This window comes from Clostridium sp., from assembly GCF_047718555.1.
Classification (GTDB): Bacteria; Bacillota; Clostridia; order Clostridiales; family Clostridiaceae; genus Clostridium_I.
The window spans coordinates 1-26,748 of the sequence record NZ_JBDNRK010000055.1 but is presented as its reverse complement, the minus strand read 5'-3'; the positions used below and the strand labels follow the sequence as shown (position 1 = coordinate 26,748).

Genomic DNA, 26,748 nt, shown 5'->3' with positions numbered 1-26,748 from the left:
TTGAACTCCCACTTGAAGAAGTGGGAGACTTACGCCAAGTTAGTCAGGTTAAATTTTTGTTATGATAGTTCCTACATCAGTAGGCTTCCCAAAATAAACCCAGGTAGTTGAAATAGCATCCACACCAGTTTTTGCATATTCTTCAACATTACCAGAATTAATTCCACCAGTTCCTATAAGGGTTATACTACTGTCAATATTTCTTATTTCCTCAACCATATGCTTTAACTCACTAGGAGGAATTTTATCAAACTGTATACCATCAACTCCAGCTTTCCCAAGTTTTATGGCATCCTCTAAAGAATCCACTTCAACAATAATCTTTTTCTCGCAAGCCTTAGACTTAATATTTTCAAACTTTGAAATTAATCCATCTACTCCCCCAATAAAATTCATGTGCTGCTTAAAAATCAATATGGTTTCAGATAAGCCAAGTCTATGGGGATATGCGCCTCCAGCTATAGCAGCCTTTATTGATAGTTCTTTAGTTCCAGGAAATATCTTTCTTGTGGTAAAAAGTTCAATTTTAGGATTAATCCTTTTAGCAGCATCAACTAAATTTCTAGTTCTAGTTGCTATACCTGAACAATACTCAAGTATATTTGAAGAAAGCTTCCACGCCATATGTAGGGACTCTGTATAGCCTTCACCCTCTAAAACAGTCTGCCCCGGCAAAACACTCTTTCCACTTTCCACCTGAGCTTTAACCTGAATATTAAGTTTATGAAATATTCTAATTATCTCTTCCGTACCACTAATTACAGCATTCTCTCTGGAAACAAATTTTATATTTCCCTTTTCTTTTCCTATATTCAAAACCAAAGTAGTTAAATCAATATAAGGTATATCCTCTTTAATAAACTTATCTATAGTTTCATCTGAAATATATAACATTCTCATCCCCCATTTTAAAATCCATTTACTTTATTATACTCTATTCTCATAATTTTTTTAGTTTTCATTGTTCTTATTTCTAATTAAGACATCTGAAGATAAATAGTAAGTCAAAGATGTGACGTATATTTTAAATCGTACAAGGAAACAGACTCTGATGATAGATTTCAAATTCAGCAGCAATTAATTTTTATTTAGTTATGTTACTATAAATTATAACCAATTTGTTGTAAAAATCAAGTTGTATATATTAATTTATCACTAAGATATAATTTTTATTAACAAAATATTAAATAGTATTAGGAATATATATATAATAAATATGTAAGAGTATTTACTTTATCCTATTTATTTTATAAACTCAATTTTCCAATTATAATATCCAGTTTCTTCATTTAATATATACTTAAAATAAGCTGAAAATGTTGTTCCTTTTTTACTCTTTAGATTTCTAAATCCAACTTTTCCATTCTTAAGTAACAATTCAACCATTTCCTTAGAAACCTTTTTACCAAAAGATTGGATATATTTATCATCTTTCCAAATTGTAAATTTACATCCATTTTTCCAATTAGTACATCCGAATCCCTTTTCACTTTCAACTATTGGATTTCCACATACAGGACAAACTCCTATAAATTCTGCACCTTCTGGTAGTTCTACTTTAAAATTCTTTAACATTGATGTATCTTTTTTTATAGAATCTATTGCATTGATAGTAAATTCTTTAATCATATTCAGGAAATCATCTTTTTTAAATTTCTCTTTTTCTATATCTGATAGTGTCTTTTCAAGCCTTCCAGTATATTCTAAGTCTAGAAGTTCTTTTGCTGGAAAGATTTCTATTAATCTTTTCCCTAAATCTGTACAGGTAAGACTTTTCCCTTTTGCTTTAATATATGATGCATCTTTTAGTTTTTTAATTGTTTCAGCTCTTGTAGCTGGAGTTCCTATACTAAATCCGCTTAATATTGCAGCCATCATCTCTTCTGAATCTTCTTCATCTTTAAAACTCTTCCCACATGTCTCCATAACTCTTAAAAGCGTCTTTTCAGTATGAAGTTTAGGTGGTTTTTTAGTAACCGCATTTACTCTACTATCAACTACATCTACAATTTCTTTCTCTGCTACCATTGGTAAAATAGTATCCCTGCTTTCCATTTTCTCAACAACATGCCATCCTTCAATTGTTTGAACTTTTCCCTTTGATATGAATATCCCTTTAATTGTACTCTCATTAACTTTAGATACAAGTTTAGTTTCCTCATATTCAGCTACTGGTAGAAACTGCATTATAAATCTACTTTTTATTGCATTATAAACAATTTCTTCATCTTTACTTAATCCAGTGGGCTTCATGTAGGTTGGAACTATAGCACTATGACTTTCTACCTTGGAATTATCAAATATTCTTTTATTATCAACAAACTTAATCTGACTTTCATATGGTAATCCTACTTTTAATACATCTAAAACTTTTTTAGTTCTTTCTTTTAAACTCTCCTCTAATGCAACACTGCCTGTTCTTGGATATGTTGTGAATTTTTTTTCATAAAGTGCTTGAGCAACTTTTAATACTTTATCAGATGTCCATCCCTTGTACTTACTTGTGATATATCCTTGTAAATTTGATAGATTAAATAACAGTGGTGCATAGTCTTTTTTCCTCTCTACTTGCTTTTCTATAATTTCTGCATTTTTATCTTTTAAAAGTTCAATTATATTTTCTGGAATTTCTTTATCATCAAATTTTTCATTGTTATTTTCATAATAGATCCCCTCAAATTCTTCATTATCTTTTGTTTTAAAAATTGCTATTAATTTATAATAAGTAGATGATTGAAAGTTTTCTATTTCTTTATCTCTGTCATAAATAATCTTTAGAGTTGGTAACAGAACTCTCCCTATATTTAATACTTTTTTATCATTAGGATTATATCTTAATGTTGCCACAGACGTTAAATTTATTCCTAAAATCCAATCAGCCCATTGCCTACTAATACCTGCATCCTGCAATGATTGCATTTCTTTATTAGGCTTTAAATTTGCCATTCCTTTTTTTACTTCTTCTGCTGTCCACTCATTCAATAATATTCTAAATACAGGTTTTTTTTCATTTAAATATAAAAATAATTCATCCCCAATAACCTGACCTTCTCTATCAAAATCTGTTGCTGATATAATTGCATCTACATCATTTCTATCTATTAAATTTTTTATTATATTAAGTTGTTTTTGAGCGCCTTTATCCACAGAAGCTCTATCTACACTATCACATTTGACTTTATACTGAAACTTTTCTGGAATAAACGGAAACTTTTCAAGTCTCCAGCTTCTCATATTTTCATCATAATCTTTAGCATCGTATAATTGCAAAAGATGACCAAATGCCCATGTAATTAAATAGCCATCTCCCTCAAAATAACCATCTTTTCTCATTTTTATATTGAAAGCATCTGCAATATTTTTGGCTACCGAAGGTTTTTCTGCTATTATAACTTTTCTCATATTTTAGTTTTCCCTTCTATTTTTCTTATATTTTTTATAGGAATTACCTTATTATTCTTTTTAATATCTCAATTAAGAGGATATTATAAATTTAATTAAAAGTGCTATCTTTTTTATTAAACTTTTGTTCGTACAGTATATTAAAACATTTTCTTAATAGCTCATAAACTAATCTATTACTACATATAAGTTAGAATAAGTTATATCCACTAATAAGATATCTATCTTATTTTATTGAAAATTATATACAAAATATATTTTAACAGCTTTCTTAATAAATTTAAAATATTATAATATTACATGCTCTGTATTAGACCTAGATTTAACAAACAATCATATACGCATTGATATTCTTATATTTATTTTTAAAAGTCTTGTAAAAAAATTAGACCTTTTAAACTTGTTAAATATCTGAAAATAAATACTTGCATTATAGGTTTATCATGATGTATCTTATATTATGATTATAGACATAATTGTGAAATTAAATTATCTGAGGCACGTGCCTAGATAATTCATCTAAACTTAGTGTGGGAAATAAGCTTACACTAGGTAAAATTCATTGATATTATGATAAGCCACAAAAGCTGTAAATTAATTTTCTTATATCAATTAGTAAATAAACAAATAATAATTTTCAAATAACATGGAGGAATAAAAATGAAACCTAGTAAAAATAAAATTGTAGTTATTGGTGCTGGTATGGTAGGTGCTGCTGTTATGAATTCAATCTTAACACTAGGGCTAGTATCAGAAATAGTTGTAATTGATAACAACAAAAACAAGGCACAAGGAGAAGCCCTTGATTCAAGTCACACTACCTCCTTTGCCTATAGCCCTAATGTTTCCGTAAGAGTTGGTGATTATGAAGATTGCAAAAATGCCCAAATTATTGTAATGACAGCTGGTCCAAGTTTAAAGCCAGGAGAAACTCTGGATAGAATGCTATTGGCAAATAAAAATGTAGCTGTAATGAATGAAGTTATGACTTCTATAACTAAATATACTAAAGATGCAGTAATAATTATTGTAACAAACCCTGTAGATGTTGTAACCTATTTGTCTCAAAATCATTTCGATTACCCAAAAGAAAAAATTATAGGTACAGGTACTCTTCTTGACACTGCAAGGCTTAGAAGAATAATAGCTAAAAATTATTCTGTAGATACTAAAAATGTACACGGATATCTACTTGGCGAACATGGCGGCAGTGCCTTTGCGGCTTGGAGTGGCATAAGTATATCAAGTATTCCTGCTGATAAATTTGATAAAGTTTTTCAATCCTGTGATCCTATAGATCATAAGAAAGTAGTTGAAGAAGCTAAGGCTATAGGACTAGAAATACTAAAGTTAAAGGGATATACAAGTTCAGGTATTGCAATGAGTGTTAATAGAATTGTAAAAGCTATATTACTTAATGAATTCAGTATACTTCCTGTTTCCACAACACTAGAAGGAGAATATGGTATAAAAAATGTATCTTTAAGCATACCTTGTATTATTTCAAGTGAAGGCATAAGTAAAAAGTTAGAGGTACCCCTTACTAAAGATGAAGTAGATATGCTAAAATTTAGTGCTAATAATATTGGAAAAATATTGGATGAATTAACTATAAGAAAATAGTATTTTCATCTCAGATTTTGTTATAATATATAACATATTTTCTATTAAGCAACATTATATACTGACAAATTACAATTAAAAAAACTGCCTGATGGCAGTCTTTTTTGTTATTAATACTTATTTTATTCAATAACCGTACCTATTTTTCTAAATCTATCATATCGCTCTTGCAAAAGAGCATTTTCATCCTTATCTATAAGTTTTGGAAGTTCTTCAAGCAATGTATTTTTTATATTATTACACATAAGATTTAAATCTGTATGCGCTCCACCCTCTGGTTCACTTATAACTTTTTCTATAATATCATATCCCTTTAAATCCTGCGCTGTTATCTTCATAACCTCTGCAGCCTCTTTAGCTCTTTTTGCATCCTTCCACAAAATAGAAGCAAAACCTTCTGGCGAAAGTACAGAGTAAATAGAATTTTCAAGCATCCACACTTGATCTGCCACTGCTAAAGCAAGTGCTCCACCACTTCCACCTTCACCAATAAATATAGATATTATTGGAGTTTTAAGAGAAGACATTACCATAAGATTTTTAGCTATAGCCTCACCTTGCCCTCTTTCCTCAGCACCTATACCACAATAGGCTCCTGGTGTATCTACAAAGCAAATAACCGGCCTTTTAAATTTCTCTGCCTGCTTCATAAGTCTGAGAGCTTTTCTATATCCCTCTGGGTTTGGCATACCGAAATTTCTCTTTATGTTTTCTTTAGTATCCCTTCCCTTTTGCTGACCTATTACCGTAACAGATACTCCATTAATAGTAGCCAGACCTCCAACAATAGCAGCATCATCTCCAAAGAGCCTATCCCCATGAAGTTCTATAAAGGAATCAAATATATTATCTATGTAATCAAGTGCTGTAGGTCTTTCTACTTTTCTTGCAATGGTAAGTCTTTCCCAAGCAGATAGCGTTTTTATATCCTTATTATCCAATGCACATCACCTCAATTCCTATATTGATAAAATTTTTCCAAGGGTATCTTTAAGTTCTGCTCTTTCAACAATTTTATCTATAAATCCATGTTCTAGCAAAAATTCTGCATGTTGAAATTCCTCTGGTAACTTTTGCTTTATAGTTTGTTCTATGACTCTTCTTCCCGCAAAACCTATAAGGGCTCCAGGCTCTGAAATTATTATATCTCCAAGCATGGCAAAACTTGCAGTAACCCCACCCGTGGTAGGATCTGTAAGAACTGTAATATATAAAAGACCTGCTTCATCGTGTTTGGCAATAGCACTGCTAGTCTTTGCCATCTGCATTAATGAAAATATACCTTCCTGCATTCTTGCGCCCCCAGATGCAGTGAATATAATTATAGGAAGAGACTTACTTGTAGCAGTTTCAATTGCCCTTGTTATCTTTTCCCCAACTACAGAACCCATACTGGCCATCATAAAATTACTATCCATAACAGCTATTACTGTACTTTTTCCATTTATACTTCCTATACCTGTAACAACAGCATCATTAAGTTCTGTTTTCTCTGCCGCTTTCTCAGTTTTACTTTCGTAATCAGGAAAATTCAAAGGATTTGATGGTTTCATCTGTGAATCAAACTCTATGAAGGTATCTTCATCTATTATAGCCTTTATTCTCTCTCTTGCACTGAGTCTAAGATGGGCATTACAGTTCACACATACCTTCAAATTTTCATTTAAATCCTTTTTATACAGTATTCTACTGCATTTTGGGCATTTAACCCACATACCATCAGGTATTATGGGCAATTCTTCTTCTGCTATATCTATATTCTCATCTTTTATCTCCGTATTACTGACAGTAATATATTTTCTCTTTCTGAATAACCTCATAAATTTCACCTAACCTTCACCATATATTTTTTGTCCTTTGTTTAAAAAATAATATGGAAAATAAATAATATTATCTAATATTAATTTTAAAATATAATTGCAAAAATCAAAATATAATTTTATAAATTAAACTCTTTATTTATAAAACTTGTATTGTAATTTCCTTTTTTAAATGCTTTATTATTGATTATTCTGTATTGAAAATCTATATTTGTATCTACGCCTTCTATAATAAATTCTCCAAGAGCCCTTTTCATTCTGTTTATTGCCTCTTCCCGATCTCTTCCATACACTATAAGTTTACCTATCATAGAATCATAAGTAGGTGGAATTATGTATCCTTGATAAGCTGCACTGTCAAGTCTTACACCTATACCTCCTGGAGTATACAAATATTTTATTTCTCCTGGTGACGGCATAAATCCCTTATCAGGATTTTCTGCATTTATACGGCATTCTATAGCATGACCTGTAATTTTAATATCTTCTTGGCTAAAAGATAATGCTTCACCTGATGCAATTTTAATTTGTTCTTTTAGTAAATCTATACCTGTAACCATTTCAGTAATAGGATGCTCTACTTGAATACGGGTATTCATTTCCATAAAATAATAGTCACCATGCTTATCCAGTAAGAATTCTATTGTGCCTGCATTTTTATAGTTAACGGCTTTTGCAGCTTTAACTGCTGCTTCTCCCATTTCTCTTCTTAACTCCTCTGTCATAACTGGTGATGGAGCTTCTTCTAGAACCTTTTGATTTCTTCTTTGAATGGAACAGTCTCTTTCTCCAAGATAAACTATATTTCCAAAATTATCTCCTAATATCTGAAATTCCACATGTCTGGGTTCCTCTACAAACTTTTCTATATACATAGTGTCGTCTCCAAAGGATACTTCTGCTTCTGCTCTTGCAGTTTCAAAGGCCTTCTTAAATTCATTTTCCTCTTTAACTATTCTTATTCCTCTTCCACCGCCACCAGCAGAAGCTTTAATCATTACAGGAAATCCAATTTTCTTTGCTTCTTCAAAGGCATCTTCTAACCCCTTAACTGCACCTTCTGTTCCAGGAATAACTGGCACTCCAGCCTTAATCATAATTTCTCTTGCCTTTGATTTATTTCCCATACTATCAATAGTTTCTGCATCTGGTCCTATAAATGTAATATTACATTCTTCACACATCTTGGCAAACTTACTGTTTTCAGATAAAAAACCAAAGCCAGGATGAATAGCTTGTGCTCCAGTAAGTACTGTAGCACTTATTATATTTTGCATATTTAAATAACTATCTTTAGATTTTGCAGGGCCAATGCAAACCGCTTCATCTGCAATTTGAGTATGCATTGCTTCCCTATCAATTTCTGAATAAACCGCAACGGTGGCTATACCCATTTCCTGACAAGCTCTTATTATTCTAACTGCAATTTCTCCTCGATTAGCAATTAATATCTTTTTAAGCATATCTATACTCTCCATTTCTAAAGTTTAGTGCTTATAAACAGAATTCTTAGATTCAGGGAGAATTTTACTCCCACTGAATTTTAGAAGCCGTTATCTAAGGACGTGACGCTGTTATCTCCAGCTTTAAAAAAGTATTATACTACCATAAACATAAGCTCGCCTTCTGCTGCCTTTTTACCATCTACTGTAGCTATACCTTTTCCTACTATTGCAGGTCCTTTAATTTTAACAATTTCTACTTCAAGTTTTAATACATCTCCAGGTACAACTGGCTTTCTAAACTTAGCAGATTTTATGCCTGCAAATAAAGGTGTTTTTCCCTTGTACTCATCCATACTTAACATGACTGTTCCACCCAATTGAGCTAATGCTTCTATTATTAATACTCCAGGCATTACTGGATTACCTGGATAGTGTCCCTGAAAAAAATGTTCATTAATAGTAACATTCTTATATCCAACTACCCTCTTCCCAGGTTCAACCTCTTCAACTCTGTCAACTAAAAGCATTGGATATCTATGTGGTATTATTTCCATTATTTGTTTTACATCTAAACTCATAATTTTCCTCCACTTTATATAAAACTCTATTTTAGAATAATTCAATATAAATTTACATGAATAATGATATCTATTTCACCTTTATCTTAAACAAGTTCTGTCCATACTCTACCATGCTCTCATTCTCAACTAATATTTCTACTACTTCTCCATCAAATTCTGATTGTATCTCATTCATTAGCTTCATGGCTTCTATAATACAAAGAGTATCTCCCTTTTTAACTTTACTTCCTACTTCCACGAAAGCTGGTTCCTTTGGATCCCCTGACCCATAAAAAGTTCCCACTATAGGTGACTTAACAATTTTAATATCTTTTTCATCTACAATTGGTTTAGCAGTTTCATTATTATTTGCAATTTTAACATGCTTTTCAGCAATTGTATTTTCCTCTTTAGTCTCTTCTATTTCTTCTACACTATCAGTAACACTTACAGAGCTTTCAGTTTCATCATTTGCCGAACCTTTTTTCATAGTTATACGGATACCTTCTGTTTCAATTTCAAGAAAAGTAAGTCCTTCTTCTCCAGCTGTCTTAATAAGCTGTTGTATTGATTTATAATCCACTTAAATTACCTCCCGGTCCATTTTTTAAATAGAATAGTTGCATTGTGACCGCCAAATCCTAAGCCATTTGATAGTGCATAGTTCAAATCTGCCTTTCTACCTAAGTCTGTAACATAATCCAAATCACATTCAGTATCTTTAACTTTCAATCCTACAGTAGGTGGTACGCATCCATCTTGTAAAGCTTTAATAGATATAACAGCTTCAACAGCTCCTGCAGCACCAAGCAAATGTCCTGTCATAGATTTTGTTGAACTAACAGGTATTTTATATGCATACTCTCCAAATACATTTTTTATAGCCTCAGTTTCTGTTTTATCATTTATTGGCGTACTTGTTCCATGGGCATTTATATAAGATACCTCTTTAGGTTCAATATTAGCTTCATTAATAGCCATTTTCATAGCTCTAGCTCCATCTGCACCACCTGGTGATGGTGAAGTTATATGATATGCATCACAAGTTGAACCATAACCCACAACTTCTGCATATATTTTAGCATTTCTCTTCTTGGCATGTTCAAGTTCTTCTAATATAAGTATTCCTGCACCTTCACCCATTATAAAGCCATTTCTTTCAGCATCGAAAGGTATAGATGCTCTTTCTGGGTCAGTACTCTTACTAAGAGCTGTCATTGATGCAAATCCCGCAATAGAAATAGGAGTAATTGCAGCTTCTGTTCCTCCTGAAATTATTATATCAACTTCATTATTTCTTATTTTGTGAAAGGATTCTCCAATAGCATTATTAGCAGAAGCACATGCTGTAACAATAGTGGTACATATGCCTTTAGCTCCATATTGAATTGCTACATATCCTGAGGCCATGTTACTTATTATCATAGGTATAAGCATAGGTGAAACTCTGTTAGGTCCTTTATCGTTAAGCTTCTTTACCTGTTCTTCAATAGTGCCTATTCCTCCAACTCCACTTCCTAATATAACCCCTACTCTCTCTGCGTCAACTTCATCAAAATTCAAACCTGAATCTTCTACAGCTTCCTTTGAAGCAGCCATGGCAAAATGGCAGAATCTATCCATTCTTCTTGCTTCTTTTTTATCAATATAATCTTCTGGATTAAAATCTTTAACTTCTGCTGCTAGTTTAGCTTTAAAGTCAGTAGTATCAAATAATGTTATTTTATCAATTCCACATTTTCCGTTTTTAATTGAATTCCAAAATGTTTCTACATCATTTCCTACAGGAGTAATTGCTCCCATACCAGTAATAACTACTCTTCTACTCATATAATTTCTCCCATCTTTATATTTTTAGATATTATTGCATTACCATACCGCCATCTACATTTATAACCTGGCCAGTTATGTATGAGGCCATGTCTGTGGCTAAAAATCCTACTAAATTTGCTACATCTTCTGGTGTTCCTAATGTCTTCAAAGGGATAGTTCCCTTTACATTTTCTTTAACTTTATCAGAAAGTACCTCTGTCATATCCGTCTGAATAAAACCTGGTGCTACAGCATTAACTGTAATTCCTCTGCTGCCGAGCTCTCTTGCTGCTGATTTTGTAAGTCCTAAAATGCCTGCCTTTGCAGCTGCATAATTTAATTGACCTACATTTCCTGTAATTCCTACTACAGAAGAAATATTGATTATTTTCCCAGACCTCTGCTTTAACATTATACCACTTACATGCTTTATAGTGTTAAATGCACCCTTTAAATTTACATTGATAACACTGTCAAAATCTTCTTCTTTCATTCTAAGTAGAAGTCCATCTTTAGTTATACCTGCATTGTTAACTAATATATCAATACTTGTAAAAGTGTCAACTGCTGCCTTTACAAGTTTTTCTGCTTCTTCAAATCTACTTATATCTGCTTGAACAGCTATAGCTTTTACGCCTTTTTCCTCTATTTCTTTTATGATATCCTCTGTACTCTGTATACTGCTTCTATAATTCAGAACTAAATTAGCTCCCATATCAGCAAGCCTAAGCGCTATAGCTCTTCCAATCCCTCTACTAGCTCCAGTTACTATAGCAGTTTTACCTTTTAAACTACAACATTGCATTAAACTTCCCTCCTATTCTCTAATACCCTCTACACATTTATTTAAGCTTTCCACATCCTCTACATTAAAGGTTTTAAGCTTTCTATTTATCTTCTTTACAAAACCACTTAATACTTTTCCTGGCCCAATTTCCACAAAAGTATCTACACCAGCTTCTACCATTCTATTTATACTATCTTCCCATAGAACAGAACTCATAACCTGTCTTCTAAGCAGGTCTTTAATTTCCTTATCTGTTTCAATGTAATCTCCAGTAACATTTGTTATTACAGGGAGCTGTAATGTATTTACAACTACCTTTTCAAGCTCTACTGCCAAATTTTCTGATGCTGGCTTTAGCATTGATGTATGAAAAGGTCCGCTAACCTGCAGCATTACTACCTTCCTTGCTCCCGCTTCTTTAGCAAGTTCTGCTGCCATTTCTACGGCTGCCACTTCTCCAGCTATTGCAATCTGTCCAGGACAATTGAAATTAGTAGGTTCTACTATTCCCTTTTCACTTGCTCTTTTGCAAACATCTTTTATTTTATCACTATCCAGTCCCAAGACTGCTGCCATAGCTCCTTTTCCTTGAGGTACAGCCTCCTGCATATATTTCCCCCTCTTTTTCACTAGCTTTACAGCATCCGGAAAATTAAAGGCTCCAGCATATACAAGAGCAGAATATTCTCCTAAACTTAGACCAGCAGTAATATCTGCTTTAACTCCCTTAGTCTCTAATGCCTTAAGTGCAGCTATACTAGTTGTTAAAATAGCAGGTTGAGTATTTTCAGTTTTATCTAATTCTTCTTTATTACCCTGAAAGCAAAGATCGCTTATTTTGAACTCTAATGCTTTATTTGCTTCATCAAATATATTTTTACTCTCTTTAAAATTGTCATAAAGTTCCTTTCCCATACCTACATATTGTGAACCTTGACCAGAAAACAAAAATGCTATTTTTCCCATAATACTTCTCCATTTCTTCAAAATGCTTATCTATAAATTTTAATATTTTCTAATGTTTTATCTGCTTCTGAAAACATTTCTTTTATTATATCCTTACAATTCTGTTTCTTGCATACAAGTCCTGCAATCTGTCCAGCCATAATGGATCCCATATTTATATCTCCATCCTTTACAGCTTTAGGAAGAGCACCTCTTCCTAATTCCTCATATTTTTCAATTTCAGCTCCCTCTTTTTCAAGAATCTGAAATTGTCTAGTAAGTTTATTACGCAAAACCCTCACAGGGTGGCCAGTAGGTCTTCCTGTAACTACTGAATCAATATCCTTTGCCTTTATAACTTTTTCCTTATAATTTTCATGTACTGTACACTCATCAGCAACTAAAAATCTCGTTCCAACTTGCACGCCTACAGCTCCAAGCATAAATGCAGCAGCAACACCTCTTCCATCTCCAACACCACCAGCAGCGATTACTGGAATATTAACTGCATCTACTACCTGAGGTACTAATGTCATAGTAGTAAGTTCTCCAACATGTCCTCCAGACTCACAGCCCTCAGCTATAACAGCATCTACTCCGCTTCTCTCCATTCTTTTAGCAAGGGCAACAGAAGCTACTACCGGTATAACTTTAATTCCGTAAGATTTCCACATTTCAATATATTTGCCCGGATTTCCAGCTCCTGTAGTAACAACTTTAACCCCTTCTTCACAAACCATTTTTGCAAGTGCTTCAGCATTTTCACTTAAAAGCATTATATTAACTCCAAAAGGCTTATCTGTCAGTTCTTTAGCTTTCCTAATTTCACCTCTTATGTAGTCTACAGGAGCATTAGCCCCTGCAATAACACCAAGTCCTCCAGCATTTGATACTGCTGCTGCTAATGAGCTATCTGCAATCCATGCCATAGCACCCTGAATAATAGGATACTCTATTCCTACCATTTCACAAAATACGGATTTAATCATGATATCCTCCTCATATTATATAAATATTTTCATTCTTATAGCTGTTATTGTAATAGGTCAGATATAAAGATCAAAATTTAAATTGATTGTCCTCAATAAATATATAATCTCTGTATCTGACCTTAATAGTTTTCGTCTATTTAATCAATCATCCATTTTATAAGTGCTGCTCCAAAGGTTAGTCCACCACCAAAACCGACTAAAATAATTTTATCCCCTCTATGAAGGAGCCCATTTTTTGCCATCTCATCAAGAGCAAGTGGTATACTTGCCGCAGATGTATTGCCATATTTGTCTAAATTCATATAAAATTTATCGCTATTAATTTCTAATCTTTTAGCTGCAGAATCTATAATCCTCATGTTAGCTTGATGAGGTACAATATATTTAATATCTTCTATGGTACAATCTTCTTCTTTTAAAACCTCTTCTATACACTTAGGTATAATTTTAGTACCAAATCTAAATATATCCTTTCCACTCATAGTAACCAAACTTTCCTGTTTTTCCGTTGATTTAATAAAAGGATTTCTAACTGGAACTGCTGAACAACCTAATAACTCTGCTGCATTTCTTCCATCAGAGCCTGTATATATTGACAATATTCCATTCTCCTCCTCAGAACTTTGGAGTATAGCTGCACCTGCTCCATCACCAAACAAGACACAAGTGCTCCTGTCTGACCAATCAACAATCTTAGAGAGAACTTCTGCTCCAATTACTAGAGCAGTTTTACACTGACCAGCTTTTATAAACTGGGTTCCTATGTTTAGAGCATAAACAAATCCAGAACAAGCGGCTGCTATGTCAAAGCAAGTTGAATTTTCTGCACCTATTTCTGCTTGAACAATACAAGCTGTTGAAGGTATAAACTTATCTGGAGAAGCAGTTCCTACAACTATTAAATCAATATCTAAAGGATTTATATTGGCATTTTTTATGGCCTCTAATGCCGCTTTTGTAGACAATACCGATGTATCCTCTCCAGTTGTTATTCTTCTTTCCCGTATTCCCGTCCTGCTAGAAATCCATTCATCGTTGGTATCAACTATTTCTGAGAGATCGGAATTTGTTACTATCTTACTAGGTGCATAACTTCCAGTCCCTATTATCTTAACACTCTTCACAAAATCACTCCTTATTAGCCCTTACCTCTATTTTGTATTTATCTTTAAAACAGTAGTTAATTTTCTCTAAGGCATTTATTAAAACTTTCTCTTCTGTATTACTCATTCCCTTTATTATTTCTTTAACCATATCCCGATGAAATTTAGCATGGATTCTGTAAGCAAGCTTTCCTCTTTTAGTCAATGTAATTTTAACTACTCTCCTGTCCTCCTGAGATCTTTCTCTCTGTACATAACCTTTTCTTACCAAATTACCTATGGCTTTAGTAAGTGTTCCTACAGTGATTCCCAGATCCAAAGCTACTTCCGACATAGTTCTTGCTGTATACATGCCTATAGCTTCTATAGTATGTATTTCTGTAACTGATATGTCTTTAAATGATCCGTCTTTCAACGCCGTTTGCTCTATAGTTAGTATACCGTTAAAGATATCTACCATTAATTCATTCATCACAGTTAACGTCCTATCCAACTATATCACCGCTTTTTAAATAATTTTTATTATTACCTATTTTGACAGTCAAAGTATAATGTAATAAGTTTGACTTGTCAACTATTCCAGGTGTTCTTCGCATTCAGATATAAGTTCATCCAAAAGTTCTTTTACTGTAACAATCTTATCTATTTTATAAGCATTGCTGCCTGTAAATAATAAACCGTTATCAATGTCGCCCTTTACAGCATTTATAAGAGCCTTTGATATACAATATGGTGTATTTTTAGGATTACATGGTTTTAAGCAGTTATAACATTTCGTTATTGGTTCATTCTGCTTTTTTATTTTTTCAATAAATTTATTTCTTATAGCTCTTCCAGGCATTCCTACTGGGCTAATTACAAGCTCAATATCTTCCTCTTTGCAATCAATAAAAGCCTGTTTATATTTTATATGTGCATCACATTCTTCTGTGGCTATGAATCTTGTTGCAATTTGCACTCCTGCTGCTCCTAATTTTATATACTTTGCTATATCTTCTCCACTGTATATTCCACCAGCACAAATAACAGGTATCTTTCTTTCATATTTATCTTCAAAAGGCTTTACTGCTTCTATTACAGATTGTACTAACTCTCCTAAGTCTATATTTTTTTCACTTTTGAGCTCATCTATGGAAAATCCAAGATGTCCGCCTGCATTTGGGCCTTCAACCACAACTAGATCAGGAATCCTATTGTGTTTTTTATCCCACATTTTACATATAACTTTTGCAGCCTTTGCAGAGGAAACTATCGGTGCAATTTTAGTGTTAGAGCCTTCAACAAGTCCTGGTAAAGTTATTGGTAATCCTGCCCCAGATATTATTAGATCTATTCCCTCTTCCACTGCAACCTTAGCAAGTGTATCATAGCAACTTATAGCAACCATAAGATTCAATCCTATTATTCCCTTAGGACTGATTTCTCTAGCTTTTTTTATTTGTTTTCTTAATGCTCTTACATTGGCTTCAACTGTATTAGTTTCAAAATCTGGTTCTTCAAAACCAATTTGAACCCCAGAAATAACTCCAACGGCACCATAACTAGCCACAGTGCCGGCTAATCTGGAACGGGATATGCCAACGCCCATTCCTCCTTGCACTATTGGGATATCAGCTTTTAAATCTCCTATTATTAAAGGAGGTAATTTCATACTTATCTCTTCCTTTTCTGTATAGTCAAATATTTATATTCATTATTATATACTTTGATAATCAAAGTATATATAAAAAGTACTATTTCGTCAAGCAAAAATGTTAAAATATGTTTTTACAATCATATATTTTCCAATTCAAGTAAATACTTTTTCCTATTAATTAATATGAGTATTCCTTAGATTTATTATTTCTCCTTTCTTATATATTATATCATAACAAAGACCTGGCTGTAATAATCACAATTTATTAGCAGCCATATTTCATAATCAAACAAAACAAATACGTCCATAATATTTCTAAATAATAATCTATTAATAATATTGTCATAAAACTGTAACAATGCACCTATAATATATACTTATTGTTTTACTAATGTAAATTTATTACACTCCAATATAAAAACATAAAATCCAGGGGGGAAATAAAAAATGAATAGGACTTCATTAAAAAAATTAATTATACCAATAGTAATTGTAGCTATAATCTCTGGCGGTTCTTACTATGCATATAGCAAATATTCTAATAGTAAAACTACTAGTCAAAGCAGATTTATAACCATGACTGCAACAAAAGGTTCTCTTTCTGTAGGAGTTCAAAGCACAGGGACAGTAGTATCCTCAGCATCAAAAGACATTGTAGCTACAGGCAATGGTACTTTAACTAATTTTCCAATACAACTGGGAAGTGTTGTAAAACAAGGTGACTCCTTGGGTTACATAAATGATTCAAGTATAAGCAATCAGGTACAAACTGATCAACTGAAGCTTACTCAGGCACAACAACAGCTTACTCAAATAACAAACCAGGCAAATTATCAAGCACAAACTGATCAATTAAAGCTTACTCAAGCACAAACACAGCTTTCTCAAATGACCAAGCAATCAGATATAGATAATGAAAATATAACTATTCAACAATTACAAAATGCTTTGAATAATGATACTGCTACTAAAACTCAAAATATAAATAATCAGAATGCAACGATTCAACAGCTTCAAAATACTTTAAATAATGATACTGCAACTAAAAATAATCTAAATTTAAATGTACCAATAAGTGGTACTGTAACAGCTCTCAATAATCAAAATGGAGATACAGTACAAAATGGGAAAACCATAGCAACAGTACAGGATCTTAATCATCTTCAATTAAACGTAGCAATAGATGAACTTGATATAAACAAGATACAACTTGGACAAAAGGCTGATATTACTTTTGATGACATACAAGGCAAAACATATACAGGTTCAGTAGCAAGCATTGCTTACACAGGACAAACCTCAAACAATGTAACTACTTATAACGTAGTAGTTACCATAGATAATCCATCTGGAATAAAAATCGGTATGAATGGTAATATAAATATACAAGTACAAAATAAGGATAATGTAATAATGGTTCCTACTGAAGCTATACAGTCCAGAAATGGTAAAAAATATGTTATGGAACCTACTTCAAGTACTTCTGGTACATCTAGTGATTCAGGAAGCTCTTCAGATACATCTAGTGGTTCAGGAAGTAAACGTCAAGGCAATGGTGGATATGGTGGACAACGAGGTGGAAATGGACAAAGTGGATCTTCTGGCGGCGGCAATAGAACTTCCTCCTCTGCTGGAAAACTTGTTGAAATTGAAACTGGAATAGAAAACCAAAACGATGTAGAAGTAACAAGTGGTCTTCAAGAAGGTCAAAAAGTCTTAGTTCAGCTGCCAAATATATCTTCTAGTGGCTCACAAGGCAGATCTGGAGCTAGTGGTCGTGGAGGTAACAGCGGCTTTGGCGGCGGTGGCGGCAGCTTCGGTGGCGGAGGTAGCTTCAGCGGCGGCGGTGGTAGCGGCCGTTCTGGAAATTAAAATACTTACCTCATAAAAAGAATTCCTAGGCAGGTAGTTTCACTCTATCTGAAATCTAGGAGTAATTATCTAGGGACATCCCAACCTTACTGCTAACTTTTTAGGAGTTTGTACTTTGCGGTTAGTCATGAGATAAAAATTAATTATGGAGGAAACTATAAATGATTGAAGTAAAAAATCTCAGTAAAATTTACACAATGGGTAAAGAGAAAGTTTACGCACTAGATAATATTTCCCTAAGTATAAAAGATGGAGAATTTGCGGCTATTGTTGGTCCATCAGGCTCTGGAAAATCCACATTAATGAATATTTTAGGCTGTCTTGATGTACCTACTCAGGGAAATTATATATTAGATGGTAAACCCGTTGAAAGCTTAAATGATGATCAACTTGCTGAAATAAGAAACGAAAAAATAGGCTTTATATTTCAAAGATATAATTTACTTACAAAACTAAATGTTTACGAAAATGTAGAAATACCACTAATTTATTTAGGGCTAAATTCATCAGAAAGAAAGAAAAGAATAACTGATGCCTTGGAACAGGTAGGTTTATCAACGCGTATTCATCATAAGCCTACTGAGCTTTCTGGTGGTCAGCAGCAGAGAGTTTCAATAGCAAGAGCTCTTGCCACTAATCCTTCATTAATAATGGCAGACGAACCTACTGGAGCTTTGGACAGTAAAACGGGTAAAGAAGTCCTTGCGTTATTACAGGATCTCCATAAAACCGGAAGAACAATTGTATTAATAACTCATGATCTTTCTATAGCCGAAAAAGCAGAAAGAAGAATACAAGTAAAGGATGGTCACATAATTTCTGATGATGGGGGGAATATGTAAATGAAGCTAATTCAGCTATTTAAAATGGCTATCAAATCTATCATTGGTAATAAAATAAGATCTATTCTTACCATGCTTGGTATAATTATAGGTATAGCTTCAGTTATAATTTTGGTTGCCATGGGCCAAGGAACAACTAAAGAGGTTCAGGATTCAATTCAAAGTATGGGTACCAACCTTATAACCGTAAATATTGTTAGCAATAGAAATGCAACTGTTACAACTAAAGAATTAGATCAGCTTAAAACTAAACCAGGAATTGCAGATATCTCTCCAACATTAACTCAAAATACTAATATTTCGGCTAATGATCAAACAGCTACTACTTCTGCTCAAGCTGTGGAACCAAATTTCGCCAAAATCAGAAATATGTCAGTAGAAAGCGGACGATTTATAAATCAGTCAGATTTAGATAATAGATATCATTCAGCTGTTGTTGGAACAGATGTTGCTACGGAACTTTTTAACACTACCAATGTTGTAGGACAATCAATAAGCGTGAATGGTGTAGATTTTACTATAGTTGGTGTTTTAACACCAATGGGAACAAGTTCTGCTGGTTCAGCCGATGACACAGTATTACTTCCCCTCACTACAGCACAAAGACTTTTAAAAACAACGCAAGTAAAAACCTTCTATGTTCAAGCATCAAATTCAGACACTGTAGATACTGCTATGTCTTATCTTCAAATTTTTCTAGATAAAAAATATAATCTGCCAATTAGTTCAAGTACTACAGCTACAAATAAATATTTTAGGGTAATGAGTGAAACTAGTTTACTTCAAACAGCAACCTCTACACAACAAAGTATGACTAATATGCTTTCAGGTGTAGCAGCTATTTCTCTAATAGTTGGTGGTATTGGTATTATGAACATCATGCTGGTATCTGTTATGGAACGTACCCGCGAAATTGGTATTAGAAAAGCATTAGGAGCTAAGAGGAAGGCCATACTTTTACAATTCCTCATTGAAGCAGTGTTCATAAGCGGAATTGGTGGTATAATTGGTGTATTGATTGGTATTGGCGGCGGTCAATTACTAAAAACCTATAACCATACTGCAATACAATTATCCGGAACAGTAATATTAGCTGCTTTTGCTTTTTCTGTAACCGTCGGTGTTGTATTTGGCCTATATCCTGCAAACAAAGCATCAAAATTAAACCCAATAGATGCATTAAGTTACGAATAAATTACAACAAGATATTATCTCAAAACAAATAAAATTAACACTATCAACCTATTGTATTTCAATAGATTTTGATAGTGTTAATTTTTATACTAAAATCTTTATTAATAATTTACACTTGATGCCGCTCCAATTAATGCCCCACAAGCCACTAAAAACAATATAAATAATACAACAGATATAATTCCAAGCACCAGTCCGGCAGTAGCCATACCATTCCCATCCAGTTCTCCATTAGAATTTCTAATTTTATTCTTTCCTATAACAGCAAAAATAATTGCTAATACAGCCAATATTATTCCCAGAAAATTAATACCAGGAATAAGATCAAAAATTACACTTATTATACCTAGAATCATACTAGTTACAGCGAAATTATCATTTTTAACCAATTGGTATTCACTCCTCTAAAAATATTATTATAAGAAGACATATTATTCTATTTATATCTTTACAGTTATAATAAGGTTTAGATTAAGTCTAAGTATTATGTTTTCATAAGCTTTTCCAAGCGTTTTATTTCATCTGGCGCTAAATCCACTGGAACTTCCACCGTAGTATTACTAAGAATAAATCTGGCACACTTTTCATAATCTGCATTACAAAACTTATTCTTGTATTTAATAATATCATCTTTAAGCTTCTCATCTGGATTATTAATAAAAGGACATGTTTCTAAATTAGGACAAACCATAAGTAATTCCTCCAAGCAGAACTCATCCCTACAATTATATGAGTTTAAAGGTAATATTTATTCTAAGTTTATGAAGATAAATTGATGATTACCCACTATAATACCCCTACCGCAATCTACGAAAACGTTTCACAAGAAATTGAAGATTTTTGTTTTCTTCTTGCTATACACTGTTCACTAGCATACATTGACATAATTTAGTCCTTATATTAATATTATCTTAAGTAAGGTATCTTCAAATAAATATTGAAAATTCTTATTTAGAAAGGTGGATAGTATAATTATTTTAGAAAGGCAGTGCTTTTTATGAAAATAAAAGATATGTACAACAAAAAAATACCTTTGATTTCTTTTGAAATTTTTCCTCCTAAAAAGGAAACTAATATAGAAAGTATATATAATACAATAGATGTATTATCCAGTTTAGAGCCTGATTTTATAAGTGTAACTTATGGAGCTGGCGGCTCTAATGATAATAAAACTATGGACATTGCTTCAATTATTAAAAATAAATATAATATAGAAGCTCTAGCTCACCTTACTTGCATTAATTCAACTAAAGATGATATAGAAAATACACTAAATAATCTAAATGAAAATAATATAAATAATATTCTAGCCCTCAGAGGAGATTTTCCATCTGATTCTCATAAATCAGATAAACTTGAATATAAATATGCCAGTGATCTCATAAAGCATATCAAATCAAAGCAAAGTTTTTCTATTGGTGCCGCTTGTTATCCTGAGGGACACATAGAATGTAAAAACCTTAGAGAGGATTTATTACATCTCAAGCAAAAGGTGTCTACAGGTGCTGAATTTTTAATTACACAGTTATTTTTTGATAACGAATATTTTTATAGTTTCAATGAAAAAATTAAAGAACTCAATATTAATGTACCTATATCTATAGGTATAATGCCTGTAACAAATAAAAATCAGTTGTTAAAAATGATTTCCCTATGTGGGGCAGATTTACCAAATAGATTTATAAGAATACTAACCAAATACGAATATAATCCAGAAGCGCTAAAAGAGGCTGGCATAGCATATGCTACAGAACAAATAGTGGATCTTCTCTCCTATGGTGCAGATGGAATTCACATATATACAATGAATAACCCAGAAATAGCAAAAAAGATATTATCAAACATATCATATATAAGGAAAGAAAATAAAATATCCTAGGTAATTGAAAAGAGCTCTTAGATAAAAATTATTAAAATTTAATATTAATCTAAGAGCTCTTTTAAAATCATTAGCAATACCTCCATTTAAATTGAAAATTTAATTTTTTTATTGTTTAAGCAACTTCAAATTAATTGTTCTATTTATTCAAATATCCAATCAATTCTCTTCTAAGCCAATCTAAAGCAGAAGCTACAGCTCTATCTCTAACCTTTTGTCTATTGCCTACTAAGTTTAGCTGCTTTGTTTTTACTACACCATTTATGTAAATTCCAGCATAAACAAGCCCTACCGGTTTTTCATCGGTACCACCACCAGGTCCTGCAATTCCAGTAGTAGATACCCCTATATTAGTACCGGCAGCTTTTGCTATTCCCTCTGCCATTTCAGCTGCACATTCACTGCTGACAGCACCAAATTTATTTAGGGTATCCTCTTTAACTTTTAATCTATTAATCTTTGCAGTATTGCTATACGTTATCGCTCCCTCGAGAAATACAGAAGATATTCCAGGATAATTGATTAATTTTCCTGCCAAAAGTCCACCTGTACAAGATTCAGCTGTAGCTATAGTAAGTTCATTTTCTATAAGTAATTTAGCCACTATTTCTTCTACAGATTCATTCTCTATTCCATAGACATTTATATCTCCTAATTTATCTCTTATCTCCTTCTCAACTGGTACAATTAGTTTATATGCCTCTTCCTCACTGTCAGCTTTGGCAGTAAGCCTTAAAGTTACCTCATTGTCCTTTGCATAAGGTGCCACTGTAGGATTTGTCTGCCTGTCTATTATATATCCTATTAAATTATCAACACTACTCTCACCTATGCCTGTTATCCTTAAAACCTTAGATACAAGAGTTCCATCTTGGAATTTTTTTAAGTAAGGGATTACGCCTTCATTTAACATTGGTACCATCTCTTTTGGTGGCCCCGGAAGCAATATAGCTATTTTATTATTTTCTTCTATAATACATCCAGGTGCTGTTCCGTTATTATTTTTTAGAATGATACATCCCTCTGGAAAATATGCCTGCTTTCTATTATTCTCACTGACTTCTCTCTTTATCTTCTTGAAAAAGGTTAAAATTTTCTCTAAGGAGTTATTATCTAAAATTAATTTCTTATTGAAATATTCTGCTGCTATTTCCTTTGTTAAATCATCTTTTGTTGGTCCAAGTCCTCCAGTTGTGATTACAATATCAGCTCTGCTTAGTGCAAAATTATAGGCATTCTTTAACCTTTCTGGATTATCCCCAACTACGGTTTGATAATATACATTAATCCCTAAATTAGCTAATTCTCTAGAGATATATTGAGCATTAGTATTTAATATATCTCCTAAAAGCAATTCTGTTCCCACTGATAAAATTTCAGCTCTCATTTTCTCACCCCATCTTTTAGATTACAGCTTTCTGCAAAAAAATAAAACTGTGTATATATTTACATATAATTATATCATAAATATATACACAATATTCTACTTGCCATTTTTAATTATGCACAACGTTATTATTTAAATATTTTAATGGATCCACAGCTGTTCCATTTAACCTAACCTCAAAATGTATATGAGGTCCTGTGCTTCTACCCGTACTGCCAGCCTTTCCTATTTCATCTCCAGTATTCACCTTATCACCTTTATTTACTTCAATCTTGCTGCAATGGGCATAAACAGTCTCCAGCCCTCCAGCATGCCTTAATATTATTACATTTCCATAACCTTCTTGTACTCCTACAAATTCAACCTCACCGCTCATAGCTGCTCCTATTTTGGTTCCTAAAGGTACAGCTATATCTATACCTTCGTGAACACCAGCTTCCACAGTTCCATTATTTAGTTTTACCTTTCTGTATCCAAAAAAAGAACTTATTCTACCATTGGCTGGTAATACAAGAAGTGCTACCTGCTGTTTATTATTTTCTGCTGCTTCATGAGAATTTACAGCTACTTCCTTGCTTTTAATATTGTTAACTGATACTTTTGCAGCAGACTTTGTATCTTCTTTAACATTTGTCGGTGACGGTTTAGGTTCACTTTTAGCCTTTACCTTATCTGAATTTGATACCTTAGTTATTTCTTTCACCTTAGATTTCTTCGCAGCTTCTATATTATCTTTAGGAATTTCTTTTTCATTTTTACTTGCACTCTTATTCTTTCCATTTATATTCTTTGTACTACTATTCTTTTCAGTAGAAATATTATTTGTTTTATCTACCTGATTAAATGAACTATTAGTAGTATTTTCAAAAGCCATAGTCCTGCAATAACTAAATACACAAAAGCTAATAGTGGAAATTATAAGTATTAGCCCCTTTACAGTTCTATGTTTATTTCTTAATTTCAAAGTTATCTCTCCTCTCGCATTAAGATATTATTGACATATTTTATAAAAAATATAATAATTAAATATATTTTCACATTACATTTTTCAAATATTACATTTAAACCACATTGAAATTTTTAATAATTAATGGCTATAATTATTAAAAACTTTATTATTGCTTTTAACTGCAGATTATAATATGATTTGTTTGTTAACATAATTTTTATGTTTAAACATTAAATTTGACTCAATATTTTGTTATAATAAATATAGATGATACTATATATTCAGTAATTAATTTGAAAGGCGGTGGTATTATGAGTACTTTTATGTTTAAAAACAAAGTAAATAACTATACGCCTATAAGTAATGTATTTATAGATAAGTACATGCCCAAAGCAAGAGGCGAGTATGTAAAAGTATATCTTTTAGGAATAAAATATTGTATTTCTGGAGAACCCGGTGTAAATTCCGCAATGTTTGCTGGAACTCTTCATCTTCTCGAAACAGATGTAATGAATGCTTGGAATTATTGGAGCGATGAAGGTGTAGTAAAACTTGTTCCTATAGATAATTTAGGCAATTTTAATATAGATTTCTTAGACTTGAATGAACCTGCTTTAGATAAAAACGAGAATATAGATTTATTAAAGGAGTTAAATAATAATTCTACTAAAGATATGCTTCAAGACATTGAAAATCTTGTTGGTAGACCACTTTCAACTAAAGAAATGAAAATGTATATTAGTTGGATAAATGACTTCAGTTTTCCACCTGAATTAATTCTTCTGCTCATTGAGTACTGCACATCTAAAGGTAAAACTGATTACAGGTATATAGAGAGAATTGCCATATCCTGGCATGATGATAAAATTAATAGTATAGAAAATGCGCAAACTTATATAAAAAAGCATGAAGATAAATGGATAAAGATAAGAAAAATATTATCTTATTTAGGAATCAAAGATGCAGAAATTATGAAACCTCAGCAACAAGTATTGGAGAAATGGATAAATTCATATAAATTTTCTTTAGACGTTATTTATAGAGCCTGTGATATTACTTTTGCCAGAATAAACAAAGCAGATTTCAAATACATAGATGCTATTTTAACTAATTGGTTTAAAGATGGAATTAAGACTATTGAAGATATAGATACTAAGGACTTTAAGAAAACTAAATTTAAAAAATCAGCTTCAAATTCAGGACCAAAAACTAATTTCAATAATTATGAACAAAGGTCCTATGACTATGACGAACTTGAAAAGAAATTATTAGGATGGGATAAAAATGATTAATGGATATAAGGAAGAAATCAGTAAAATTTATTCTCGTATTCAGCAAAATGAAGATGCTGCATTAAAAAAAAGAAAATTGGAAATTTCAGAAAAGCTTCCGGAAGTTTTGGATATAGAACGTCAAATAGCTAAGCTTTGCATAAATTTATCAGTTATATCCTTTAAAGATGTAGACAATAGAGACCAATATTTAAAAGAACTGAGAGAAAAAATTACAGATCTCAGAATAAAAAAGTCTGAGCTTCTAGCATCCTACGGTTATCCTATAGATTATGTTTCTCGTCGTTATAAATGCAATAAATGCAAGGATACAGGTTACATTGGATCTACAAGATGTGTATGTTATAATCAAAAGCTTGTTAAATTATATTATAAGGATTCTCATTTGGATCTTATATTAAAAAATAATAATTTTGAACATTTCAATATAAATTATTATTCCTCTAATAGAACAGGTGAAGAGCCAAAAAGTCCAAGAAAAAATATAGAAGAAAAAATAATACCATTTATTATGGATTACATAAAAAATTTTTCGTCTTCAAATACAAATTTACTTTTTTATGGCAATTCTGGCACAGGCAAGACATTTTTATCCAATTGTATTGCCAAAGATTTACTAGATAGAGGTTTTTTGGTGATCTATCGAACTGCTGATGATCTCATTCAGGAACTAAAACGAATTAAATTTGAAAATAACTCTACCCTTGAAGACTTACTGTTAAACTGTGATCTATTAATATTGGATGATTTAGGTACAGAGCAAATAACAGATTTTTCTTCTACAGAATTGTTTAATCTTTTAAATAAAAAGTTATTAATGAATAAGAAAATGCTTATTTCTTCTAATTATTCTTTAGAAAAACTTTCTAGGACATATTCAGAGAGAATTACGTCGAGATTATTCGGTAATTTCAATCTTTTTAAATTTTATGGTGAAGATATAAGAGTTAAAATCAATTTTTTAAAGCAAAAATAATATCTAATAGTATACTTATTTCAATTCGTAATTGTGAGAAAGTAGGAACTAATAAATGGAAAAATTTACACCCCAGGGGTGTAAATTTTTCCACATAAGTCCTAATTATTTGTTTTTTACTTTAATCTTAATCTTTTTGCATAACAAAAAAACTCCTTAGAAATAATCTAAGAAGTTTTGGTGCTGGCAATAGGAATTGAACCCATAACCTACTGATTACAAGTCAGTTGCT

General features: G+C 32.1%; 25 protein-coding genes. 7 read left to right on the top strand and 18 right to left on the bottom strand.

What is annotated here, in order from left to right:
- Positions 1 to 48: 48 nt before the first annotated feature.
- Together modD and ABF633_RS17010 are read right to left on the bottom strand one after the other, a co-directional pair.
- On the bottom strand, positions 49 to 894 hold the full coding sequence (modD, locus tag ABF633_RS17015; protein WP_415525213.1) for a ModD protein: 846 nt from the start codon (positions 892 to 894) through the stop codon (positions 49 to 51).
- A 348-nt stretch (positions 895 to 1,242) separates the two neighbouring features.
- Positions 1,243 to 3,402, bottom strand: a complete 2,160-nt coding sequence (locus ABF633_RS17010) for a DNA topoisomerase (protein WP_415525211.1) — start codon at positions 3,400 to 3,402, stop codon at positions 1,243 to 1,245.
- A 660-nt stretch (positions 3,403 to 4,062) separates the two neighbouring features.
- Here ABF633_RS17010 and ABF633_RS17005 point away from each other — a divergent pair.
- Positions 4,063 to 5,025: an L-lactate dehydrogenase gene (locus ABF633_RS17005; RefSeq protein ID WP_415525209.1), complete on the top strand. Its 963-nt coding sequence runs from the start codon at positions 4,063 to 4,065 to the stop codon at positions 5,023 to 5,025.
- A 122-nt stretch (positions 5,026 to 5,147) separates the two neighbouring features.
- Here ABF633_RS17005 and ABF633_RS17000 read toward each other — a convergent pair whose 3' ends face one another.
- From ABF633_RS17000 to ABF633_RS16945, 12 genes are all read right to left on the bottom strand, one after another.
- Positions 5,148 to 5,966 (bottom strand): acetyl-CoA carboxylase carboxyltransferase subunit alpha, encoded by an 819-nt coding sequence (locus ABF633_RS17000; RefSeq protein ID WP_415525207.1) that lies wholly within the window; start codon positions 5,964 to 5,966, stop codon positions 5,148 to 5,150.
- A gap of 18 nt (positions 5,967 to 5,984) precedes the next feature.
- The gene (accD, locus tag ABF633_RS16995; RefSeq protein ID WP_415525205.1) at positions 5,985 to 6,845 is read right to left on the bottom strand and encodes an acetyl-CoA carboxylase, carboxyltransferase subunit beta; all 861 of its coding nucleotides are present in this window, start codon (positions 6,843 to 6,845) and stop codon (positions 5,985 to 5,987) included.
- Positions 6,846 to 6,964: 119 nt separating this feature from the next.
- Entirely contained in the window at positions 6,965 to 8,308 is a 1,344-nt protein-coding gene (locus ABF633_RS16990; RefSeq protein ID WP_415525203.1) for an acetyl-CoA carboxylase biotin carboxylase subunit, read from the bottom strand.
- 134 nt (positions 8,309 to 8,442) lie between these two features.
- Complete coding sequence (gene fabZ, locus ABF633_RS16985; RefSeq protein WP_415525201.1) at positions 8,443 to 8,868, bottom strand: 3-hydroxyacyl-ACP dehydratase FabZ; 426 nt, start codon at positions 8,866 to 8,868, stop codon at positions 8,443 to 8,445.
- A 70-nt stretch (positions 8,869 to 8,938) separates the two neighbouring features.
- Positions 8,939 to 9,433, bottom strand: coding sequence for an acetyl-CoA carboxylase biotin carboxyl carrier protein (gene accB, locus ABF633_RS16980; RefSeq protein WP_415525199.1), 495 nt, complete (start codon positions 9,431 to 9,433; stop codon positions 8,939 to 8,941).
- 5 nt (positions 9,434 to 9,438) lie between these two features.
- Positions 9,439 to 10,680 carry a beta-ketoacyl-ACP synthase II gene (gene fabF, locus ABF633_RS16975; RefSeq protein ID WP_415525197.1) on the bottom strand — a complete coding sequence of 414 codons (1,242 nt, stop codon included), beginning with the start codon at positions 10,678 to 10,680 and terminating at the stop codon, positions 9,439 to 9,441.
- A 31-nt stretch (positions 10,681 to 10,711) separates the two neighbouring features.
- A complete protein-coding gene (gene fabG, locus ABF633_RS16970) occupies positions 10,712 to 11,467 on the bottom strand; it encodes a 3-oxoacyl-[acyl-carrier-protein] reductase (RefSeq protein ID WP_415525195.1) in 756 nt (251 codons plus the stop codon).
- Positions 11,468 to 11,479: 12 nt separating this feature from the next.
- Positions 11,480 to 12,415, bottom strand: a complete 936-nt coding sequence (fabD, locus tag ABF633_RS16965) for an ACP S-malonyltransferase (protein WP_415525193.1) — start codon at positions 12,413 to 12,415, stop codon at positions 11,480 to 11,482.
- A 26-nt stretch (positions 12,416 to 12,441) separates the two neighbouring features.
- Positions 12,442 to 13,383: an enoyl-[acyl-carrier-protein] reductase FabK gene (fabK, locus tag ABF633_RS16960; protein WP_415525191.1), complete on the bottom strand. Its 942-nt coding sequence runs from the start codon at positions 13,381 to 13,383 to the stop codon at positions 12,442 to 12,444.
- A gap of 140 nt (positions 13,384 to 13,523) precedes the next feature.
- Positions 13,524 to 14,510 (bottom strand): beta-ketoacyl-ACP synthase III, encoded by a 987-nt coding sequence (locus ABF633_RS16955; protein WP_415525189.1) that lies wholly within the window; start codon positions 14,508 to 14,510, stop codon positions 13,524 to 13,526.
- 4 nt (positions 14,511 to 14,514) lie between these two features.
- Entirely contained in the window at positions 14,515 to 14,982 is a 468-nt protein-coding gene (locus ABF633_RS16950; protein WP_415525187.1) for a MarR family winged helix-turn-helix transcriptional regulator, read from the bottom strand.
- Positions 14,983 to 15,063: 81 nt separating this feature from the next.
- Entirely contained in the window at positions 15,064 to 16,140 is a 1,077-nt protein-coding gene (locus tag ABF633_RS16945) for an NAD(P)H-dependent flavin oxidoreductase (RefSeq protein ID WP_415525185.1), read from the bottom strand.
- Between the two features lie 432 nt (positions 16,141 to 16,572).
- Here ABF633_RS16945 and ABF633_RS16940 point away from each other — a divergent pair, with 432 nt between their 5' ends.
- From ABF633_RS16940 to ABF633_RS16930, 3 genes are all read left to right on the top strand, one after another.
- Complete coding sequence (locus ABF633_RS16940) at positions 16,573 to 17,997, top strand: efflux RND transporter periplasmic adaptor subunit (RefSeq protein ID WP_415525183.1); 1,425 nt, start codon at positions 16,573 to 16,575, stop codon at positions 17,995 to 17,997.
- A 161-nt stretch (positions 17,998 to 18,158) separates the two neighbouring features.
- Positions 18,159 to 18,839 (top strand): ABC transporter ATP-binding protein, encoded by a 681-nt coding sequence (locus ABF633_RS16935; protein ID WP_415525181.1) that lies wholly within the window; start codon positions 18,159 to 18,161, stop codon positions 18,837 to 18,839.
- A complete protein-coding gene (locus ABF633_RS16930; RefSeq protein WP_415525179.1) occupies positions 18,840 to 20,033 on the top strand; it encodes an ABC transporter permease in 1,194 nt (397 codons plus the stop codon).
- 101 nt (positions 20,034 to 20,134) lie between these two features.
- Here ABF633_RS16930 and ABF633_RS16925 read toward each other — a convergent pair whose 3' ends face one another.
- Both ABF633_RS16925 and ABF633_RS16920 read right to left on the bottom strand, forming a co-directional pair.
- The gene (locus tag ABF633_RS16925; protein WP_415525177.1) at positions 20,135 to 20,422 is read right to left on the bottom strand and encodes a DUF4190 domain-containing protein; all 288 of its coding nucleotides are present in this window, start codon (positions 20,420 to 20,422) and stop codon (positions 20,135 to 20,137) included.
- Positions 20,423 to 20,517: 95 nt separating this feature from the next.
- Positions 20,518 to 20,724 carry a hypothetical protein gene (locus tag ABF633_RS16920; RefSeq protein WP_415525175.1) on the bottom strand — a complete coding sequence of 69 codons (207 nt, stop codon included), beginning with the start codon at positions 20,722 to 20,724 and terminating at the stop codon, positions 20,518 to 20,520.
- Between the two features lie 306 nt (positions 20,725 to 21,030).
- Here ABF633_RS16920 and metF point away from each other — a divergent pair, with 306 nt between their 5' ends.
- Positions 21,031 to 21,912 (top strand): methylenetetrahydrofolate reductase [NAD(P)H], encoded by an 882-nt coding sequence (gene metF / locus ABF633_RS16915; protein ID WP_415525173.1) that lies wholly within the window; start codon positions 21,031 to 21,033, stop codon positions 21,910 to 21,912.
- Between the two features lie 139 nt (positions 21,913 to 22,051).
- On the opposite strand, the gene ABF633_RS16910 is transcribed toward metF, so the two are convergent.
- Positions 22,052 to 23,299, bottom strand: coding sequence for a competence/damage-inducible protein A (locus ABF633_RS16910; protein ID WP_415525171.1), 1,248 nt, complete (start codon positions 23,297 to 23,299; stop codon positions 22,052 to 22,054).
- A 109-nt stretch (positions 23,300 to 23,408) separates the two neighbouring features.
- The gene (locus ABF633_RS16905; RefSeq protein WP_415525169.1) at positions 23,409 to 24,263 is read right to left on the bottom strand and encodes a peptidoglycan DD-metalloendopeptidase family protein; all 855 of its coding nucleotides are present in this window, start codon (positions 24,261 to 24,263) and stop codon (positions 23,409 to 23,411) included.
- Positions 24,264 to 24,559: 296 nt separating this feature from the next.
- Between ABF633_RS16905 and ABF633_RS16900 the strand changes: the two genes are divergently transcribed.
- Together ABF633_RS16900 and ABF633_RS16895 are read left to right on the top strand one after the other, a co-directional pair.
- A complete protein-coding gene (locus ABF633_RS16900) occupies positions 24,560 to 25,540 on the top strand; it encodes a DnaD domain protein (RefSeq protein ID WP_415525167.1) in 981 nt (326 codons plus the stop codon).
- On the top strand, positions 25,533 to 26,516 hold the full coding sequence (locus ABF633_RS16895) for an ATP-binding protein (protein ID WP_415525165.1): 984 nt from the start codon (positions 25,533 to 25,535) through the stop codon (positions 26,514 to 26,516). The genes ABF633_RS16900 and ABF633_RS16895 overlap by 8 nt, the downstream gene beginning before the upstream one ends.
- The last annotated feature ends 232 nt before the right edge of the window (positions 26,517 to 26,748 follow it).